17 protein-coding genes and 1 tRNA gene are annotated in these 18,647 nt (G+C 58.8%); 11 read left to right on the top strand and 7 right to left on the bottom strand.

Translation table 11 applies throughout. The features are described 5' to 3' along the window. Window position 1: 1 nt before the first annotated feature. The 5 genes from ACP15F_RS14585 to ACP15F_RS14565 form a co-directional block, all read right to left on the bottom strand. On the bottom strand, window positions 2–1,168 hold the full coding sequence (locus tag ACP15F_RS14585; RefSeq protein ID WP_424941548.1) for a murein hydrolase activator EnvC family protein: 1,167 nt from the start codon (window positions 1,166–1,168) through the stop codon (window positions 2–4). Further along, window positions 1,165–2,685: a 2,3-bisphosphoglycerate-independent phosphoglycerate mutase gene (gene gpmI / locus ACP15F_RS14580; RefSeq protein WP_424941547.1), complete on the bottom strand. Its 1,521-nt coding sequence runs from the start codon at window positions 2,683–2,685 to the stop codon at window positions 1,165–1,167. The genes ACP15F_RS14585 and gpmI overlap by 4 nt, the downstream gene beginning before the upstream one ends. A gap of 72 nt (window positions 2,686–2,757) precedes the next feature. Further along, on the bottom strand, window positions 2,758–3,228 hold the full coding sequence (rlmH, locus tag ACP15F_RS14575) for a 23S rRNA (pseudouridine(1915)-N(3))-methyltransferase RlmH (RefSeq protein ID WP_424941546.1): 471 nt from the start codon (window positions 3,226–3,228) through the stop codon (window positions 2,758–2,760). A 16-nt stretch (window positions 3,229–3,244) separates the two neighbouring features. Further along, window positions 3,245–3,661, bottom strand: coding sequence for a ribosome silencing factor (gene rsfS / locus ACP15F_RS14570; RefSeq protein WP_424941645.1), 417 nt, complete (start codon window positions 3,659–3,661; stop codon window positions 3,245–3,247). Window positions 3,662–3,786: 125 nt separating this feature from the next. Next, entirely contained in the window at window positions 3,787–5,145 is a 1,359-nt protein-coding gene (locus tag ACP15F_RS14565) for a mechanosensitive ion channel family protein (protein WP_424941545.1), read from the bottom strand. 264 nt (window positions 5,146–5,409) lie between these two features. Between ACP15F_RS14565 and leuC the strand changes: the two genes are divergently transcribed. The 6 genes from leuC (at window position 5,410) to leuB (ending at window position 11,244) form a co-directional block, all read left to right on the top strand. After that, window positions 5,410–6,819 (top strand): 3-isopropylmalate dehydratase large subunit, encoded by a 1,410-nt coding sequence (gene leuC, locus ACP15F_RS14560; protein ID WP_424941544.1) that lies wholly within the window; start codon window positions 5,410–5,412, stop codon window positions 6,817–6,819. 21 nt (window positions 6,820–6,840) lie between these two features. Further along, complete coding sequence (locus tag ACP15F_RS14555; RefSeq protein WP_424941543.1) at window positions 6,841–7,305, top strand: hypothetical protein; 465 nt, start codon at window positions 6,841–6,843, stop codon at window positions 7,303–7,305. Beyond that, complete coding sequence (gene leuD, locus ACP15F_RS14550) at window positions 7,292–7,897, top strand: 3-isopropylmalate dehydratase small subunit (RefSeq protein ID WP_424941542.1); 606 nt, start codon at window positions 7,292–7,294, stop codon at window positions 7,895–7,897. Before ACP15F_RS14555 ends, leuD begins: the two co-directional genes overlap by 14 nt. A gap of 360 nt (window positions 7,898–8,257) precedes the next feature. After that, the gene (locus tag ACP15F_RS14545) at window positions 8,258–8,992 is read left to right on the top strand and encodes a hypothetical protein (protein ID WP_424941541.1); all 735 of its coding nucleotides are present in this window, start codon (window positions 8,258–8,260) and stop codon (window positions 8,990–8,992) included. Then, window positions 8,989–10,065 carry an endonuclease/exonuclease/phosphatase family protein gene (locus tag ACP15F_RS14540; RefSeq protein WP_424941540.1) on the top strand — a complete coding sequence of 359 codons (1,077 nt, stop codon included), beginning with the start codon at window positions 8,989–8,991 and terminating at the stop codon, window positions 10,063–10,065. Before ACP15F_RS14545 ends, ACP15F_RS14540 begins: the two co-directional genes overlap by 4 nt. Window positions 10,066–10,140: 75 nt before the next feature. Then, complete coding sequence (gene leuB / locus ACP15F_RS14535; RefSeq protein ID WP_424941539.1) at window positions 10,141–11,244, top strand: 3-isopropylmalate dehydrogenase; 1,104 nt, start codon at window positions 10,141–10,143, stop codon at window positions 11,242–11,244. Here the strand turns inward: leuB and ACP15F_RS14530 are convergent. Continuing rightward, the gene (locus ACP15F_RS14530) at window positions 11,241–12,836 is read right to left on the bottom strand and encodes a Na/Pi cotransporter family protein (RefSeq protein ID WP_424941538.1); all 1,596 of its coding nucleotides are present in this window, start codon (window positions 12,834–12,836) and stop codon (window positions 11,241–11,243) included. The two genes, leuB and ACP15F_RS14530, sit on opposite strands and share 4 nt — an antisense overlap. A gap of 133 nt (window positions 12,837–12,969) precedes the next feature. On the opposite strand from ACP15F_RS14530, the gene ACP15F_RS14525 reads away from it, so the two are divergent. Next, a tRNA-Pro gene (locus tag ACP15F_RS14525) sits at window positions 12,970–13,046 on the top strand. A 64-nt stretch (window positions 13,047–13,110) separates the two neighbouring features. Here the strand turns inward: ACP15F_RS14525 and ACP15F_RS14520 are convergent. Then, on the bottom strand, window positions 13,111–13,554 hold the full coding sequence (locus ACP15F_RS14520) for a c-type cytochrome (RefSeq protein WP_424941537.1): 444 nt from the start codon (window positions 13,552–13,554) through the stop codon (window positions 13,111–13,113). 595 nt (window positions 13,555–14,149) lie between these two features. On the opposite strand from ACP15F_RS14520, the gene ACP15F_RS14515 reads away from it, so the two are divergent. The 4 genes from ACP15F_RS14515 to ACP15F_RS14500 are packed head-to-tail and all read left to right on the top strand — an operon-like array spanning window position 14,150 to window position 18,647. Further along, window positions 14,150–14,578, top strand: coding sequence for a hypothetical protein (locus ACP15F_RS14515; protein WP_424941536.1), 429 nt, complete (start codon window positions 14,150–14,152; stop codon window positions 14,576–14,578). 3 nt (window positions 14,579–14,581) lie between these two features. Then, window positions 14,582–16,594, top strand: coding sequence for a dynamin family protein (locus ACP15F_RS14510; protein WP_424941535.1), 2,013 nt, complete (start codon window positions 14,582–14,584; stop codon window positions 16,592–16,594). A 5-nt stretch (window positions 16,595–16,599) separates the two neighbouring features. Continuing rightward, window positions 16,600–18,213 (top strand): dynamin family protein, encoded by a 1,614-nt coding sequence (locus ACP15F_RS14505; protein ID WP_424941534.1) that lies wholly within the window; start codon window positions 16,600–16,602, stop codon window positions 18,211–18,213. 5 nt (window positions 18,214–18,218) lie between these two features. Further along, entirely contained in the window at window positions 18,219–18,647 is a 429-nt protein-coding gene (locus ACP15F_RS14500) for a hypothetical protein (protein WP_424941533.1), read from the top strand.

The raw sequence follows: 18,647 nt of genomic DNA, 5'->3' as shown, positions 1-18,647 counted from the left end.
ATCAATCCTTGCCTGCCGCGAACCAATTGGTGGGATCCACGGGATTTCCGTCTTTTCTAAGCTCTATATAAAGCGTTTCCGAGCGTTCTGCGCCAGTTCCTTCCTCCGAAGCGATCAAAAACGCTTGATCATCGCCGGAGAATTCCGAGGGATCGGCCCCTCCCATCAGTCCCACAGGTGCGCCTTGGGCCAGCACTTCGCCCACGTCTCCGTACAACTGACCCAGCCCGGCCAGGACCAGAAGATAGCCGTCTCCGGGTTCCAGAATGGCGACGTTGCCATAGTCCAGAAGCGGGCCGAGATAGCGGATCGTGGCGGGCCACGGGGTTGTGACGATGGACAAGGGGCGGGTCGCAACAATCAGGCCGGGGCGCTGAATGCCTGCTGCATCACGCTCGCCAAATCCGCGCAGCACGCGGCCCAAAACCGGCATAGCCAGTCGCCCGCGAACCGACGAGAAATCGGGCAGAGCGGTCGCGCTAGCGTTGGCTTTCGGGTCTGACATTAGACCTTCGGCGAAGCTGGCCAGAGTGTCAGCACTTTCGAGCAGTGTTTTCATCCGCGCATCATCGGCGACAAATCGACGAGGCAGTTCAGTGCGGCGCGCGATGGCAAGGCTGAGTTCGAAGCGAGCCTCCTGTACGCCGGTCAGGCCTGATTGCAGTGTGTCCACTGCGTTCTCCTGAAGCGCACGCAGGGTGCGTTGCTCTTCCAACCGGGCGCGTAGATCCTCAGCCTGAGCTTGCAAGGCGGGGGTGACGTCGGACAGAATCATGCCTGATCGCGCGGTGCCGATGGGGCCCGAGGGGTGGATCAAAAGCGCAGGCTCAGGCGCTTTGCCGATGGTTTGCAACACGCCAAGAAGCTGGCCCAGACGGTCGCTTTCTGCATCAAAGGCCGCTTGCAACGCCGCTTCGCGCAGGTTGATACGCCGCAATCCGTCGCGGAGCGCAGAAAGCCCTTCTTCATAGGCCTGAACAGTCTGTGTCAGAGCCGCAATGCGGTCGCCGGATTTCTGCGCCTCTTGCAGGGCCTGCGTCGCGGCTTCAAGCTGGCTCATCGCGGCGCTGGCAGTCTGGGTCGGATCGGTTTGCGCCGACAGCGGCCCAGCGGCCAACGCCAAGGCAAGGCCCGCCAAAAGGGGCTGGAGGGCACGGCGTCGGATCACCGGTGGATCAGGCTTTCGCCGGTCATCTCGGCGGGTTTCGGAAGGTCCATCAGCTCAAGCAGCGTGGGGGCAAGATCGGCCAGCCGCCCATGTGCCAAGGTGATCCCATCAGGTCCACCCATCAGAACCACCGGTACGGGGTTCGTGGTGTGCGCGGTGTGAGGGCCATTCGTCGCCTCGTCCCACATGGTTTCGCAGTTGCCGTGATCGGCCGTGACAATCATTGCACCGCCGACCTCTTCCAGCGCGGCAATCACTTGCCCCAAACCTTCGTCCACCGCCTCACAGGCCGCGATGGCCGCGTCGAGGTCTCCGGTATGGCCGACCATGTCGGGGTTGGCGAAATTGGTGACGATCAGGTCAAAACCGTCATGGATGGCCTGAACGAAATGCTCGGTCACGTCGGGGGCCGACATCTCGGGCTGAAGGTCATAAGTCGCAACTTTGGGCGACGCCGCCATATAGCGGGTCTCGCCCTCGACCGGGTCTTCTTTACCGCCATTCAAAAAGAAGGTGACATGGGGGTATTTCTCGGTCTCGGCGGTATGGAACTGAGTTTTGCCGTGCTTGGCGACCCATTCGGCCAGCGTATTCACGATGTCGCGCTTGGGGAAACAGGTGGTCATATAGGCACTATGGGCGTCGGAGTATTCGACCATGCCCAGCAAAGCGGACAGGGTTGGGCGAGTACCAACGTCAAATTCATCAAAAGCCGGCTCGCCGATGGCGCGCAGGATTTCGCGGGCGCGGTCGGCGCGGAAATTGATAAAGAAGAGGCCATCGCCATCTTGCAGGCCCGCATGTTCGTCGATGATCACAGGGCGGATGAATTCGTCGGTCGTCTCGTTGTTGTACGCCGAGGAAATTGCCGCATCGACCGAGCTGAAGATTTTTCCGGTTCCATGCGCAATCGCCTCGTACGCAAGCGAAACACGCTCCCACCGGTTGTCACGGTCCATTGCAAAATAGCGACCCGACAGAGTGACGATCCGCGCACCGTCGGGCAGGTCGGCCTGAAACGCGGCCAGCTGTTCGCGGGCGGATTGAGGGGCGACGTCGCGGCCATCCGTGATGGCGTGGATGGCGACTGTCAAACCCGCATCGGTCAGCGCTTTGGCGGCGGCCACAAGGTGATCCTGATGGCTGTGCACGCCACCGGGGCTGACAAGACCTGCGATATGGGCGGTGCCGCCCGCGGCTTTGACCTTGGCAGCAAAGTCCAAAAGGGAGTCGTTTTGGAAGAACGAGCCGTCTTCGATCGCCAGATCAATCTGGCCCAGATCCATCGCCACCACGCGGCCCGCGCCGATATTGGTGTGGCCGACCTCGGAGTTGCCCATCTGGCCGGTGGGCAGACCCACATCGGGGCCGTGGGTGATCAGGGTATTGTTGGGGCAGGTCGCCATAAGCCGATCGAAATTCGGCGTCTTGGCCAGCGCAGGCGCGTTATGTGCTGTGTCTTCACGCAGACCCCATCCGTCCAGAATGCACAAAACAACGGGTTTCGGGGTGGTCATGGTGGGATCCTCTGGCTGCTCGCCTTCTATCTATGGGGTCAGAGGGGAGTGTGCAACGGTTGAGGTCTCGATCTAGACTCGGTGATATGGACTGCCTGCCAATATGCTAGCGGTACGATACAGCTGTTCAGACAGCATCACACGGACAAGCATGTGGGGCCAGACCATTTTGCCAAAGGACAGGCTGGCGTCGGCCTTGGCGCGCAGGGACGGGTCGATCCCGTCTGCACCACCAATGACAAAGGCCACGTCTCCGCGACCCTCATCCCGCCAGCGGCCCAAAAGGTTGGCGAACTCAGGCGAGGACATGACCTTGCCGCGCTCATCCATCGTGCAGATCAGCGCGCCTTTCGGGATGGCACGCTCCAACAAGGGTGCCTCGGCAGACATGCCGCCGCCCTTCTTGTCTTCGACTTCGTGGATTGAAAGAGGTCCGAGGCCCAGCGCCCGCCCGGTCCGGTCGAACCGGGTGGCGTAGTCGTCGATCAGCTCAAGCTCGGGCGATTTGCGCAGCCGTCCGACCGCGCAGACATGCACGCGCATCCTATCGCCCCCTTGATCAGGTCGCGGCGTCTGCCGCGCCGGGTTCCATCCACATCTTTTCAAGCTGATAGAACTCGCGCACTTCCGGACGGAACACGTGGACGATCACGTCGCCCCCGTCGATCAGAACCCAGTCGCCCTGACCCTTACCTTCGATCTTCGAGAAGACGCCCATTTCCTGCTTCAGCTTATCTGCCAGCTTTTCAGAAATGGCACCAACCTGACGTGTCGAGCGGCCCGAGCACACAACCATGTTATCGGCCATCTGCGACTTGCCGCTGAGGCTAATCACCACAACGTCTTCGGCTTTGTCATCTTCAAGGGACTTCAGGACTAGGGCCAGCATCTGCTCGCTGGCGGTTTTTCCGGGGTTAGCCGTCATTTCGGGATCCCCTGCGGCTGCGCCTGATGCAGCCTCTGTTTGCAAAGACAGGACATTGTCCTCCTAACATTACACACCGTTCCGCCCCGGTGCTGGGCATGCAAGAATCGTAACACCGCCAGCACGTAAGCTCAATCCACACTATTTCAAGCTGGCGTGAAGGGTGTGTAAACAGGTCACGGGTCGATTTTGGGGCCCGCATCTTCCAACATCCGAACCTCGCGCTGCGGGAATGGTATTGAAATGCCATGCTCGTGGAACGCATCCCACAGCGCCAGATAGACATTGCCGCGAATGTTGGTCAGCCCGCCGGACGGGTCGTCGATCCAGAAGCGCAGGATATAGTCGACCGAACTGTCGCCAAACCCGACGATATGACAGACGGGCGGGCGAAAGCTGAGCACGCGATCCACGCTGCGGGCCGCATCAATCGCGATCTTGCGCACTTGATGGGGATCATCGCCATAAGCGGTGCCAAAGAAGATATCCAAACGCACAAAGGCGTTGGTATGGGACCAGTTGACCACCTGCCCGGTGATCAGGTCTTCGTTCGGGATCAGGTATTCGCGCCCATCCCGCGTGACCACGGACACATAGCGGGCGCCAAGCTGCTCGATCCAACCGAACGTATCACCAAGGCTGATCACGTCGCCGGGCTTGATCGACTTGTCCAGAAGGATGATCACCCCCGACACAAGGTTCGACACGACCTTTTGCAGACCGAAACCAAGACCCAGACCAATGGCACCAGACAGGAAAGCAAGACCGGTCAGATCCACACCCACTGCTTTCAGTGCGATAAAGAAGGCCGCGCCATACAGGCCCATCTGAAGGAATTTAACGGCCAGCACCTTCATCGAAGGCGAGATATCCTCGTTTTCCTGAATGCGATTGGCGGTTCCACGGCTGGCCATGCGGGCCAGTGCAAACAGAACGCCAAGGATCACGACAACACGAAGGACCGTCCATAGGGAGATGCGGAAGTCCCCGACCTCGAGCGCGAGGTTGTCCAGAACACTGGCGGTCTCTTCGGTGATGCCAAGGAAATAGAGCGTCACATAGATCCACATGCCCCACATCGCCATGCGCCGTAGGGGTCGGTTTTCGATGACGAAGGCCGCCAGTCCGACCAGCAGCCACGCAGTCACCATCGTGGCAACAAGCGCAATCAGATAGCTGCGCGATGGCCAAGTAACCTCGCGCATCACGGACACAGTACCCCACGAGAGCAATATGTAGATCATCATGGCGATACGATTGCGAAGGTGGATGGCAAAGCGCAGTTTGCGTTTGGACCAGCCTTCTTGGGCACGCAGCCAAGTTTCGACTCTCGGTCGCAGGAACTGGGAAATGACAAAGGCGCTTACAGCAAGCCCCAGCATGATCAGAATCTGGTTAAGCCGCCATGTCTGTCCAAGACTGACGACGAAATCGCCGCCGTCTTCCCACAACGACCAGAGCTGTTCGGTCAGGGACGGCCCGGACGGTTCTGGGGGCACGCCCGGTTTGACTTCGGCTGTGGGATCCTGCTCCATTCCCCCTCCTTTTTTGGCAGCATGGCATGGTCCCATATGGAAGGTCCAGAGCCTCTCCCCTTGCCCTGAAGGGCGGGAAGGGTTATCTGACCAGCATGACTCGGATTTTTGACATGGATGACCACGCGTTCTTGCCGTGGCGCTTCTTCGGCGCCCAGAACGCGGTGCTTGCCTGCCTATAAGACTTTGTCGCCCGTTTCAGCGGGCGAGCAATCCCTGTCACTTTACCCAATCACAATCCACACGATATCCACGGAGAGCGATATGACCGCCCCGAAGACACTCTATGATAAAATCTGGGATGCCCACGTAGCCCACGAAGCTGATGACGGCACCTGCCTTCTGTATATTGACCGCCATCTGGTCCACGAAGTGACCAGCCCGCAGGCGTTCGAAGGCCTGCGTATGGCCGGCCGTCAGGTGCACGCACCCGACAAGACCATTGCCGTGCCGGACCACAACGTGCCGACCACCGCTGGTCGCGAAGACCCCTCGCAGATGACCGAGGAAAGCCGCATTCAGGTGGCTGCTCTGGACACGAACGCCAAAGAGTTCGGCATCAACTATTACCCGATGAACGACGTCCGTCAGGGCATCGTGCACATCGTTGGCCCGGAACAAGGCTGGACCCTGCCCGGCATGACCGTTGTGTGCGGCGACAGCCACACCGCGACCCACGGTGCGTTCGGCGCACTGGCCCACGGCATCGGCACCTCGGAAGTCGAGCACGTTCTGGCGACGCAAACGCTGATCCAGAAAAAGTCCAAGAACATGAAGGTCGAGATCACCGGCAAACTGAAGCCGGGTGTGACCGCCAAAGACATCACGCTGGCCGTCATCGGCGAGACCGGCACCGGCGGCGGTACCGGCTATGTCATCGAGTATTGTGGTGAAGCGATCCGCGATCTGTCGATGGAAGGCCGCATGACCGTCTGCAACATGGCCATCGAAGGCGGCGCCCGCGCTGGCCTGATTGCCCCGGACGAAACCACCTTTGAATATGTCAAAGGCCGCCCGCACGCCCCGAAAGGTGCCCAGTTCGAGCAGGCATTGGACTATTGGAAAACGCTCTTCACCGATGAAGGCGCGCATTTCGACAAGGTCGTCACGCTGAAAGGCGAAGAGATCGAGCCGGTTGTGACCTGGGGCACCTCGCCCGAGGACGTTCTGCCGATTTCGGCTGTTGTTCCCAGCCCGTCGGACTTCGAAGGCGGCAAGGTCGACGCGGCTGCACGCTCGCTTGACTATATGGGTCTGACACCGGGTCAGAAACTGACCGATATCGAGATCGACACCGTATTCATCGGCTCGTGCACCAATGGTCGCATCGAAGACCTTCGCGCCGTGGCCGATGTGGTCAAAGGCAAAAAGATCAAAGACGGCATGCGCGCAATGGTCGTTCCCGGTTCGGGTCTGGTCCGCGCACAGGCAGAAGAAGAAGGTCTGGCCGACATCTTCAAAGAGGCCGGTTTCGAATGGCGTCTGGCTGGCTGCTCGATGTGTCTGGCGATGAACCCCGACCAGCTGTCCGAGAACGAGCGCTGCGCCTCGACCTCGAACCGTAACTTCGAAGGGCGTCAGGGCTATAAGGGCCGCACACACCTTGTGTCACCTGCCATGGCCGCCGCTGCCGCGCTGACCGGCAAGCTGACCGATGTTCGGGAGCTGATTTAAGTAGAGAGTGAAGAGGTTTTCATGACGATCAAGCGACGCAATTTCCTGACGATGCTGGGGGCCGCTGCAACGGCGCCCTTGATTCCGGCCCGCGCTTTATCGGCAGCCCCTGCGGCAGCCGTTGGCTACAACCGGTATCAATACGGGCTAGCGGTCTTTCACGCCCGCACCCGCGCTTCCTTGGGGGTCGCTGATCTGATGTCCCGCTTGAACGTGACCGGCGCTACGGCCGAAGCGATGATGGCGGAAATGAAATCCTCGGGCATCATTGCGCCCGTTTTGAACTCGGCAGCCGGTGCCATGCGGGCGATCAGCCCAAACAGCGCCGACCCACGCTCGATCACCGAGCGGCTGGCGACCAAGGCGGGCCAAATGATGCGCGACACTCTGACAGACTGCGAGGGTGAACAGCCCCCGCAAGAGGTGACAGAAATTCAAAGCGCGCCCGAAGGGGCGACGCAGGAGACCGAAAATGGAAAAGTTTGAAAAACTGCACGGGATCGCGGCCCCTATGCCGCTGGTAAACATCGACACGGACATGATCATTCCGAAAGTGTTCCTGAAGTCGATCCAACGCACAGGCTTCGGCAAGAACCTGTTTGACGAAATGCGCTACAACCGCGACGGCACCGAGATCGAAGATTTCGTGCTGAACAAGCCGCAGTACCGCGACGCCGAGATCCTGATCGCTGGCGACAACTTCGGCTGTGGCTCGTCGCGCGAACACGCACCGTGGGCGATTGCTGATTTCGGCATCAAATGCGTGGTTTCGACCAGCTTTGCCGACATCTTCTTCAACAACTGCTTCAAGAACGGCATCCTGCCGATCGTCCTGCCGCAAGAACAGGTCGACACGCTGATGGCTGACGCAGAAAAGGGCGCCAACGCACGTATGACTGTGGATCTGGAAGCGCAGGAAATCACTACCTCGGAAGGTGAGACCATCGGTTTCGAAGTAGACGCATTCAAGAAACACTGCCTGCTTGAAGGGCTGGATGACATCGGACTGACCATGGAAAAGAAAGCGTCGATCGACGCTTTCGAAGCCAAGGCATCTGCAGCCCGCCCTTGGGTCTGATCGCCCATAGATAGACAAACAAAGGGGCCAATCGCGACGATTGGCCCCTTTTTTATGCCAATTTGGTGCATTCCAGCACCATTGTTGCCGTATCTGGGGCGTTTCTCTAACAGAACCCTTGCCTGACCCTTGCAGCACTTCCGTTTCGCGCGCATTCTTGCCGCAACCACCCTGGTTTGCACCTGCGAGGGGCAAGCGACGGAATAAGGTTGCGGCACGTATCGCACCGTCCGTATAGCGGAGGAAGAGGCATTGGTTAGACGATTGATAGGCGCCATTGTGCGCGCTTGTCTTATGGTGACGTTGATCGCAACACCTTCGGTCCTGGTTCCAGGAGTAAGCGCCGAGGGTGGTCAGGTTGTGGCTATTCTTGCCTTGGCCGCAGCAGCGCTGACTACGTTCGAATATGCCTCGACCTATCCCAGTATTGTCGAATTTCGGGATGCCCGCCCCTTCAACCGTATCCGGTTTATGGCGCTGTTTGCCTCGGTTCTATGTCTGTCGACCATTGCGCGATCCCAAACCGACCCGTCGATCACAGTCGAGTTTCTGACCTCGATCGGTATTCTGATCGGACAGGCGATTGATTTTCCCTACAGCCCTGTTCACGCGGTGGTGTCGATCCTGCCCGCGAATGCCCCGTTCGAGGATCTGGTCCAGCTGCGCGCCTTTGCCGGAATGAGTTATCTGATTTCGCTTCTGTCCATCGCGGTTTTCCTGATCGCTTTACGCCTGAGCAATTGGCCGTTCTATCGGCAAGAGACCTTTAACGTCTGGGTGAACCTGCCCACCTTCAACCCAACCAGCGGCGGCGATATCGTGCGCCGCCTGAAGCGAGATGCGCGCTGGAACATTGCCCTTGGCTTCGCACTGCCGTTCCTAACTCCGATGCTGGTGGTTGAAACAGCATCCCTGTTTGACTCGTTCGAAGTGATCGAGACCCAGACCATGATCTGGACCGTCACCGCGTGGGCCTTCCTGCCCGCCAGCCTGTTCATGCGCGGAATCGCCATGCAACGCGTCGCTGGCATGATCAGTGATGAACGCAAGCGCAACGGATCTCCGGCCCGCAATGGACAGCTTGTAACCGCATGAGACGATCCCTTCTGGCGCTTTGGCTGGCGCTTGTTCCCTGCACTGCTTTGGCCGAGACCCTGCGTATTGCGACCTACCACACGGACATTCGCAAGAAAGGGCCGGGGCTTTTGCTGCGGGACATCCTGAAAGAAGATCCGCAGATCATGGCTCTGGCGCAGGTGATCTCCTATGCGAAGCCAGATGTTTTGGCGCTTCAGGGGTTTGACTACGATCTTGAAGGGCACGCGTTAGCCGCGTTTCAAGCGCAGTTGGCACAAGTCGGCTACGAGATGCCTCACAGTTTCGCCGCCGCACCTAATACCGGGATCGCCACCGGATTCGACCTAGATGGTGACGGACGCTTGGCCGAACCCGAAGACGCGCAGAGCTTTGGCCGTTACACCGGACAAGGCGGAATGGCGGTTCTGTCGCGTGTTCCAATTGGCGAGGTGCGCGATTTCTCGGATCTTCTGTGGAAGGACCTGCCCGGCGCACTTTTGCCCGGCGAGGATGAGATCCCTTTCCCCACGCCCGAAGCCCTGACGGTCCAACGCCTTAGCAGCGTGGCCCATTGGGATGTCGAACTACGTCCCGAAAACGCCCCTGCGTTCCACCTGCTGACCTTCCACGCGAACACGCCGGTTTTTGACGGCCCCGAGGACCGCAACGGACGCCGCAACCATGACGAGGTCACGTTCTGGGCCAAGTATCTGGACGGCGCCCTGCCCTTCCCGGCCTCTGATACCTCTGTGGTGATCGCCGGCAACGCCAATCTAGATGTGATGGACGGGGATGGGCGACACGAAGCAATCCAAGCGCTTCTAAGCCACAAGCAGCTGCAAGACCCCCGTCCGCAAAGCGCTGGGGGAGCAGCCGCTGCAGATGCAGACCACAAGGCTGACCCGGCGCTTGATACGGCAGACTGGCCAGACCAGAAGCCGGGCAACCTGCGGGTCAGCTATGTTTTGCCCGACACCAGCCTGCACGTAGTGGGCAGCGGTGTGGTCTGGCCTGCGCCCGATGATCCGTTTGCGCAAACGGTCGAAACCGCGTCCCGTCACCGGCTTGTCTGGGTCGATATCGCGTTTTGAGCCGTTGTTTTCTTGACCCTGCGGGCCGGGCAGGCTAGGCCCATCTGCGACGAATTCAGTGCAAGGAATGCCCCCATGACGAACCCCTCTCTGCTTATTCTGCCCGGCGACGGCATCGGTCAGGAAGTAATGGCTGAAGTGCGCAAGGTGATCGATTGGATCGGCGCGAAACGCGGCGTGACCTTCGACGTCAGCGAGGATCTGGTGGGCGGTGCCGCCTATGACAAACATGGCGTGCCGCTGGCCGACGAAACCATGGCGAAGGCGCAAGAAGTTGACGCCGTTCTGCTGGGTGCCGTGGGTGGCCCGGCCTATGACGATCTGGACTTCTCGGTGAAGCCCGAGCGCGGCCTTCTGCGTCTGCGTAAAGAGATGGACCTGTTCGCCAACCTGCGCCCCGCGCAGTGCTTTGACGCGCTGGCCGATTTCTCGTCTCTGAAAAAAGACCTCGTATCGGGTCTGGACATCATGATCGTGCGCGAGCTGACCTCGGGCGTATACTTCGGAGAGCCACGCGGCATCTCGGAAGTCGACGGTCAGCGTGTGGGCGTGAACACCCAGCGCTACACCGAAGCCGAGATCGAACGCGGCGCACGTGCTGCCTTTGAACTTGCCATGAAGCGGGACAAGAAACTCTGCTCGATGGAAAAAGCCAACGTGATGGAATCGGGCATCCTGTGGCGCGACGTCGTGACCGAGGTGTCGAAAGACTATCCCGAGGTCGAGCTGAGCCACATGTACGCCGACAACGGCGCCATGCAGCTGGTCCGCGCACCCAAGCAGTTTGACGTGATCTACACCGACAACCTGTTCGGCGACATCCTGTCGGATTGTGCGGCCATGCTGACCGGCTCGCTGGGCATGCTGCCCTCGGCCTCACTTGGTGCGCCGATGGAGAACGGCCGCCCGAAAGCCATGTACGAACCCGTCCACGGGTCAGCACCGGATATCATGGGCCAGGGCAAAGCTAACCCCTGTGCTTGTATCCTGAGCTTCGCGATGGCGCTGCGTTACAGCTTTGACATGGGCGCAGAAGCCGATCGTCTGGAAGCCGCGGTCGAGAAAGTTCTGGCCGATGGTGTACGCACCGGTGACCTGCTGAACGAAGAAGGCGTAAAGCCGGTATCGACCAGCGAAATGGGCGATGCCGTGATCGCAGCGCTGGACGCCAGCCTCTAGGTATCTTTCCCTTCGGCCTCAACTGGGGCCGAGGGGAACCCCCGCCGCGCGATGGCCTGATAATGGGCAACACGTTCGGCATGGTGCAGGCTTCGGTCTAGCCAGCGCATCGCATCCGTATGTGCAAACACTTCCTGAAGATCATAGATCCCCGCATGCTCGCCCAGCAAAAGCCCGCGGCGATGCTTGTTTTTGCGATGCTTGATGATGTCGTGAAGCCGGGATAGGCGTGCAGCCTCGCGCTGATCAAACGCGACGTCCGAGAACCGCCGCAACGTCGCCCCAAGCGCCAAGGTTGGACGGCGCAGAACTTGATCCTCGAGCAGCTCGCTTACATGTGTGGTCTTACTGGCCCGGTTGATCAGGCGCGACATGTGGTCTGTCTGGTGCAGAAGCGCTGAATAGGTTTCCTCTTCGACAGGATTGTCCCGTTCCGGATGGATGTGTGACAGAAATTCGGACAGTTCCTCCAGCGCGCCCTGAAACGGAGCAAGGGCCGAGATGCCGCGATAATCCGGCGGCGTATCCATCGCCTGACCCAATGCGCCAAACAGCCGGTTGGCGATCTTTTCACTTGCGCCCTGCGCGGCCACCAGCGCCGCGTCCGTGTCTTTCAACAGGCTGCGGTCCAGCGAGATCAGTTTGCCTTCCTCTTTCTCCGGCACCAACCGCGCAACCATCGCTGCAAATCTGGACGTCACAGGCAGGAACGCCGCCGCGCCGATGAGGTTGAAGCCAGTGTGGAACACCAGAAGTGCCGTAAGGTTGTCAAAGCTCTGCGCCAAAACGCTGAGCAGCGGGAGGATCAGCAGAAGCAGGGGGAAGGCGAACCCGGCCGTCACGCAATTGAAGATCAGGTTGGCAATCGCTGTTTGCCGCATCGGAAGTGATCCCCCGACCGACGCCAGAATGGCCGTGAAGGTGGTGCCGATATTCATGCCGATCACAAGGGCTGCGGCCTGCACCAGCTCGATCGCGCCGCCTTGAAGCAGCACCAAAGCCAAGGCCATCGCAGCGCTTGAGGATTGCATAACGATGGTCATGATCAGACCGATGCCGACCAAGAACAACAGCCCTCCGATCCCGCTGCCGGGCAGGATGTCGGGCGTCACCGAGTCCTTGAACCCACCAAGACCCGTCTGCATCATCTCAAGCCCGATGATCAGCAAGCAAAGCCCAGCAAAGCCCCGCCCGATCCGCTTCCACATGCCCTTACCCAGAAGATCCAGAAGGCTGGCGGGCAAAAGCAGCGCCATTGCGGCGATATCCAGATCAAGCTTGAACCCGACCAAAGACACCAACCAGCCGGTCGCCGTCGTGCCGATATTGGCGCCGTAAATGATGCCCAGCGCCTGCACCATCGTCAGAAGCCCAGCCCCAACGAAACCCACGGTCAGCACGGTTGTGGCGCTTGAGGATTGGATGACAGCGGTGCCCAAGGCCCCAGTCAGCACTCCGCGCAAAGGAGTGGTGGTGAACCGTCCCAGCATGCGGCGCAGATTGGATCCGGCCGCATCGCGCAGTGCGTTGGTCAGGATCTCCATCCCGACCAGAAACATGCCCACGCCACCGATTGCATAGTAGATCTGCAAGCTTCGCCCCTTTTGCGATTTGGCTTAGTCTGTCGCAATCAGCAAGGCTTCACAAGCAATCGGAGAAAGCGTTGGATTACGGGAAAAGGCGCTTGCAAAACAGCCCGACGGGGTATACTCCACCCGCCACGGTCGGGCTGTAGCGCAGCCTGGTAGCGCACCTGCTTCGGGAGCAGGGGGTCGGAGGTTCGAATCCTCTCAGCCCGACCACTTACAAAGGCCCCTCATGGGGCCTTTTGTTGTTTTCGGGCCTCCCGTACTAACCGGACGAACCTTATTCCGAGAACGTCGCGACATAGGCAACAATATCGTCCGCCCCTTTGCGAAGCTTAACCGACATGTTCGGTCGCGCCTTCGGATCGTTCAAGAACGTGCGAATAAACCCGATGGGATCCGCCGTGTACTCGATCAGGTTTTCGGTGGTCCAGATCAAACCCTGTTCACCAGCTAGGATCATGTCGTCGGTGAACATACCAACCGGAAGCCGTTCGCTGCCATTGCGATAGTCGCCTTCAGTTCCGGCCACGCGACCCACGACGCCATACAGGTTCGGTCCGGTGATACCACCCTTGACCAGTATCTCGCCTTCAGGGCTGATGATGGCGTGACAGGACGAACAGCGGTTGTACATCTTCTCGCCTTTGGCTGGATCGCCTTCTGCAATTGCCAGTCCGGGGGCAAGAAGCAGTGCTGCAAGAACGGGGAACATCTTTGTCATACGGGAGCCTCTTAAAGTAGATTTCCCTGCTTCCTACCTGACGTTGGGGAAGTGGAGTTTGTCACAAATCAAATCAAGAAATATTTTTCATCTTGCAGTTGTTTCGCTCAAACTTGAACTACTCCCAAAGTGTTAAATCCCATTAATCAGATGGACTTACCTGAACGTTCTATTGTCCAGTACGGTCGACCATAGGCAAGAATCTTCCTCAGATCTCACACCGCAGAAAGCCGCGATCTTTAGCGTGAAGATCTTCTAATTTCCTTAACTGCGAATCGTTTCAGCGTGCAGAGTCCGGCTCCCCTCATCCGATCGTTTTGGAGATAGATTCCCGAAATCTTGATCGTCGACGTACGGAAGTGGAAAATTTTTTTAAGTTTCCTCAAAGAATTCTGATTTCTCTTAACAGTGGAAATAAAGGCATTTTTCGCCCGCCTTAATTGCGCCCTATTTGCGGCACAAAGAACCCCCATTTGCGTCTCAATTACGCCCCCTTCTGGGCCAAGCTCCTTTATCTGTACGTTAATTAGTTCCCGATCTCTCGTTTTCCGAGGTCTGCCTGGTATCCACTCTACCTAAAGCCAAGGATCAAATCGTGTACGCTTCATCCAACGTAATTGATATTCAAACCAATGCTGCCTTCATCATGCGCAGAGGGCTCAGCGATAGGTTGCAGTATCTCAGCGCTCAATACCCGCAAGTCGGCTTTGGTGTGTCGCTGGTCACCTTGCGCGGGGACCATTACATGCTGGCCAATCCCCAGATGGCTCTGCCCGCCGATAAGGCAGATGGTTTTCCGAAGGGCGAACAAATCGCCAAGTTCGAGAACGGCGAGCGTTTCAAATCCATCTGCGTCTTTGCAGACGTCCCAGACGAGGCCATTCGTCAGAACGTGCCCGAAATGGAGCTGATCCTTGATGCCATCGAATTGATCGAGCTGATCGACACGCCTTCGGCCAAGTCGGTCCGGAAACTGCACTCCGAAATGGATCTGAGCCACGTAATGAACGGCACCGAGGGTTAAGCCATGGTGCGCAACATACATCTTTTGGCCACTGGGAACGAAGCCTTGGACCCGCTGAACGATGCGTTTAGCGGGTTGAACGCAACTATTGACCAGTTGACCGCTATTGCAGACGCGCGCAGCTCGACACGACTGGCCAAGCTGAAGACACGGATGGAAGAATTTACCGCCCACGTGACCTTTGTGGGTCAGGTGAAGGCCGGCAAGTCGTCGCTTGTGAATATCATGGCAGGACGTCCGGGGCTGCTGCCATCTGATGTGAACCCGTGGACATCTGTCGCAACAACCCTGCATGTGAACACGCGCACGCCGGGTGACACCAAAGCCAAGTTTACCTTTTTCGATCATGACGAATGGGAGAACCTAACAGCCGGTGGTGGACGGCTGGGTGAGTTGGCCCATCGCGCTGGTGCAGATGACGAAATGGACGACATCCGCCGCCAAGTCGAGGACATGAAAGCCCGGTCCGAAGAGCGGTTGGGCAAGCATTTCGACCTGATCATGGGCCAAAGCCACTCGTATGACTATTTCGACGAGAGCCTTGTGCAGCGCTATGTCTGCATGGGGGACGAAGACGACCCGGATATCAGCGCCGACAGCGGCCGTTTCGCAGATGTGACCAAAACGGCCGAGCTGTATCTGGACATCCCTCAATACCCGATCTCGATGAACCTAGGCGACACGCCCGGCGTGAACGACACGTTCATGGTGCGCGAGCAGATCACCTTGCGCAGCCTGCGCGGATCCGAAGTCTGTGTGGTGGTGATGGCGGCCAGCCAAGCCCTGACCACAATGGATCTGGCGCTGATGCGCATGATCTCGCAGTTCGAAAACCGCCAGATCATTCTGTTCATCAACCGCATCGACGAATTGAACGACCCGGTGAACGAAGTCCCCGAGATTCGCGACCGTGTGAATGAAATGCTGAAGCAAAGCAGCATCGGAACTGAGGCTTGTGTCATCTTCGGCAGCGCCATCTGGGCCGAGGCCGCGTTGACCGGAAACTCTAACCTGCTGACAGACGACGCGGCACAATCGCTGAACAAGCTGTATGACGCCGCTGGATTTGGCGACGAAGAGGTCTCGCTTGAAAAGATCTGGGCCTTGTCGGGCCTGCCAGATCTACTGCTGTCCATCAACGAGCGTATTGCCGAAGGTGCAGGCGCACGTTTGTGCAACAAGGTTCGCAACCGCGCGCGCAACATGGCCAGCCAGATCCGCGCGACCTCGGTTGCCAAGACGCTGACCGATACGGGCACGATGGTTTACGATCTGGACGGCAAGACGCCTGAAGACGCCATCCGTACCGTTGCAGCCGACTATGAAACCCGCGCAGCCGATTTGACGGCAGCCTTGCGCGACTCGGTCGTGAAACGACTGGCCCGAACGGAAGAAAACTTCATCAAGCGCGCGACCGCGTCGCTGATCGAACATCTGGAAAAGAATGGTGAAAACGGCACGTGGCAATACGACCCTGCCGGGTTCCGCGCGCTTCAGAAATCTGCCTATTTCAACTTTGCCCGCGCGATGCGCAAAGAGGTCGAGACGCTGTACACCTCTGCCGCACATGACATCGAGACGGTGTATCGCAAGCTTTTGGGCCAGCAATTGGGCGAGTTCACGATCGAACCCCCGATCGTACCGAATGTCCCGCCGCCGCTTGCCATTGGCCGTACGATTGCGCTGGACCTGCAAAGCACATGGTGGCGCCGTTGGTGGCAACGCCGCAGGGGTGTGGCCTCTTATGCTGCCGACTACACGCGGTTGGTAGCCTCCGAGGCGGCCTCGATCACCAAGGATATCGAAGAGAACCAGATTGCTGCCGTGCTCGAGAACGTCCGCGCGGCTTTGGCAGAGTTTATGATCGAGCAGCAAGAAACGCTGCTGGGAATTTCGGAATCCGCTCAGGCGCAGCTGGATGAGGACGCCATGAAAGCAGCGGGTCTGCAAACGGCTAAAACGCCTGACGAAGTTCTGGGCGACATACTGAAAGACCTAGGCACCGAGGCGGCCTGAAACGAATGACTGAACAAGACACACCACGCATCGTCACTGCAGAACAATGGAAGCGCCTGAAGCGCTGGTCGCACCGTAAGCCCGTCTTCGCCCTGATGGGCGAGTTCAGCGCGGGCAAGTCCACGCTTCTGAACTTTCTTCTGAAGAAAGACACACTGCCTACGCAGGTTACGGCCACCCAGTTACCGCCGATCTGGTTTTCTTGGGGCAATAAACCCGCCTATGTGCAGAATCTGGACGGCAGCCGCGAACATATCGAGCTGGATCAGATCGGCGAAGTCGGCGTGCAAGGTGCGCATTTCGTACGTGTCTATCTTGAGGCTGACATTCTGGAAGCAGTCGATCTGATCGACACGCCCGGCATCTCGGACCCGAAGATCTCTGCAGATGTGTGGCAACGCGCCGTGGGTCAGGCCAACGGTGTTCTGTGGTGCACCCATTCGACACAAGCCTGGCGCGAGACCGAGCGCGCCACGTGGGCCTCGCTGCCTGAGCGTCTTCGCAAGAACTCGCTTCTTCTGGTTACGCGGTCGGATGCCTTGAGCGAAACGGATCAAGCCAAGGTGCTGCGCCGCATCAACCGTGAAACCGGCGACATGTTCCGCCGCACGATCATGATCTCGGCCCGTGATGCGATCCTTGCGCGCGACAACGAAGAACATGCAGAGCTTTGGGCCGGAAGCGGTGGCGGCAAGTTGGTGAACAACTTCCTAACCATCACGTCGGACATTATGGAAACCCGCGCCACTTTACTGGCGCGGTATCAGAAAGACGGCGCCGACATCGAGACCGATTCTGACGCGCTCCAGCTTGGGGGAGAGACCTCGACCCGTGTCTGGAATCCGCCCGTCCTATCCGTGGCAGATGACGCCAAGCCGGACGCCGCAGAAGATAGCGACAGGAATGTTGTGCATATCCGTCCCGCCCGCCCACGCCGTGAAGACCGGGCGCGCGAAACGTCGCAACGCCGGCAGCGCATCGATGCCCACGAGGCAGACAGGCTGCGTGCGCAGGTGCATCAGGACAGCCGTGAAGACCAAGAAGCGCAAGAACTGAAGTCTGTGTTCCACGTGTCAGACAGCACAGAGGCGGATCTGCACGACGACACGGCCGATTCACTGGTTCTGGTTGATGATGCTGTCGATGCGCTGGATGACACTGACGTCGATCTTTTCCCCATCGACGATGAGACCGAAGTATCCGAGACGCTTGAGGATCAAACAGATGCGCTGGAAGACGCGTCGGCAGATGAGGATGCAGATCATCTGATCGCATCAGTGACCGAGCTTGTCTCAGACAAGGGTGAAGACACTGTCACCAAGCACGACGCGGATGAGCACACCGCCCTGCCCGCCTCTGAGCCGATCCCGCTGGCCGAAAATCCGCCCGTATACAGCATGCCCGACACCGCCCCGCTAAGCGCATCGGACGCTTGGACCGAGCATCTGGCGAGCCTTGAGGATACCTCTGACCCGGTTGCGTTAATCGAAGAATTTCAGGACTTCCTGAAACGCTTTGATGACCGCGCCCGCGAACACCATGCGCAGCAGTCCGAAAGCGCTCTGCAATCCTTAAGTGACACCGCGGCGGACAGCGGCACCGTCTGGCACGTCTTGTGATGCAGATGGCACAACCCAGCACCCTGACCGAGGCGACGCTATCGCTTGATGATGCGCTTTCGGCGGGCATGCAGACTGTTCCGAACTGTGTTGCTGCGGGTTATGTCGACATGCAGACAGGGTTTCTTCTGGGCCTTCAGGGGCGTGACCCTGACAGCATGGCCGCGCTCGAGGCCATGTCGACATCAATTGCCAATCTGATTCTGGGACGCGGCGTACGTGCTTTCGAACAGCTCTTGTCGGACAGCGGCACTGCCGAGGGCGCAGGATTTGGAGAGATCGCGATTTATTCGGGCAACCGTCTGTATCTGCTTCTCAGACGGCCGGATCAGCCTAATCATGTGATCTGCTTTGTGTCGGACGATCATACGAATGTCGGGCTGGCCCTAGCCAAATCTGCGGCCAACATGAACATGATTTCGACTGCGGTATAG

Source organism: Aliiroseovarius sp. S253, from assembly GCF_049800855.1.
Taxonomy (GTDB): Bacteria; Pseudomonadota; Alphaproteobacteria; order Rhodobacterales; family Rhodobacteraceae; genus Aliiroseovarius.
The sequence above is the reverse complement of the archived record's forward strand: the minus strand, read 5'-3'. Positions and strand labels throughout refer to the sequence as shown.